This is a genomic window from Nonomuraea sp. NPDC052129 (genome assembly GCF_040680095.1).
GTDB lineage: Bacteria > Actinomycetota > Actinomycetes > Streptosporangiales > Streptosporangiaceae > Nonomuraea.
The window spans coordinates 1-1,145 of the sequence record NZ_JBFAVX010000090.1 but is presented as its reverse complement, the minus strand read 5'-3'; the positions used below and the strand labels follow the sequence as shown (position 1 = coordinate 1,145).

General features: G+C 68.9%; 1 protein-coding gene and 1 pseudogene. Both read right to left on the bottom strand.

What is annotated here, in order from left to right; translation table 11 throughout:
* On the bottom strand, nt 1–428 hold a 428-nt coding region (locus AB0L53_RS59295), incomplete at its 3' end, for a class I SAM-dependent methyltransferase (RefSeq protein WP_364015918.1).
* Between the two features lie 43 nt (nt 429–471).
* A pseudogene (locus tag AB0L53_RS59290) lies at nt 472–1,145 on the bottom strand (ABC transporter permease); the annotation flags it as partial.

Sequence of the window (1,145 nt, the reverse complement as noted above, 5' to 3'; positions counted from 1 at the left end):
GCGAGCCAGCCCGGATCGACGACGGACGCGCCGATGGTGCTGTGTTCGGCGCGTTCGGGGTAGAGCTGCCGCGCGACCTCGATGACGTCGGGGAAGTCCACGCCGTACCAGTGATGGCCGGGCGGTGGATCGACCCGAAAGACCCTGAAGTCGAGTCCGCACCCGAGATCCAGAACGACCGCATCCGGGTTGTTCGCCAGATACTTCGCAACCCACCCGTCCATCACGCGGGACCGGACGGCCACGGCGAACCGTCCGATGGCCACGGACTTGAACTGGGAGAAGTCGAAGTCGAGGCGCTGTACGGCTCGTTGTGGCCATGGGTCGCGCAGGATGGGGCGCCGATCTCGGCTGTCCAGCCATCGAAGGTACAGCTCGAGGAGTGCGGTTGCCCGCACGCCGGTGAAGTCGATCTGGATCTTGTCCATGAGTCCTCCTGGCTCTGCTTGTGGTCGGTGAGGTTGTGCGGGCTCAGCCGACCGGCATGTCACGGCGTCGCAGGCCTGCCAGGCCGAGCACGATGAGCACTGTCGCCATCGCCGTCAGCACGACCAGCGGCAGCACCCTGACCTCACCACCGGGGAGTTGCGGGAGGTGGGCGAACACCGACAGGTCGATCACCCACTGGCTGAGTTCCAGCTCCGCGCCGACCCAGCCGAACAGCGTGCTCACCAGGAGTAGGGCGAACGCGCCGGCCGAAAGGCGGGGCAGCAGGCCGAACAGCGCGAACGCGAGCCCGGCGAACACCCACACCGCGGGCAGCTGGATGAGGGCGGCGCCCAGCATGCGCGGCAGTTGCCCGCCCACGTCCCCGGTATTCATCCCGTACGCCAGCCCGGCCGCCGATCCGAACACAACCAGTCCGAGCGCGGAGCCGAGCAGCGCGAAGGCCAGGTGGCCGCCCGACCACCGCAGCCGGTCGACCGCAGTGGCCAGGACGGCTTCCACCCGCCCGCCGCTCTCCTCGGCCCGTAGCCGGAGCACGGCCTGGATGGCGAGCCCGGCGGAGATCACGCCGAGCATGGCCATCATGCCCACGAGGAACTGGTCCGCGACGGTGCCGGGGCCGCCTATCCGAGCGAGGACCTCTCGCGCCGCCGGAGTGCTGTTGTTCATCATTTCGCCGAGGCTCTCAGCGATGCTGC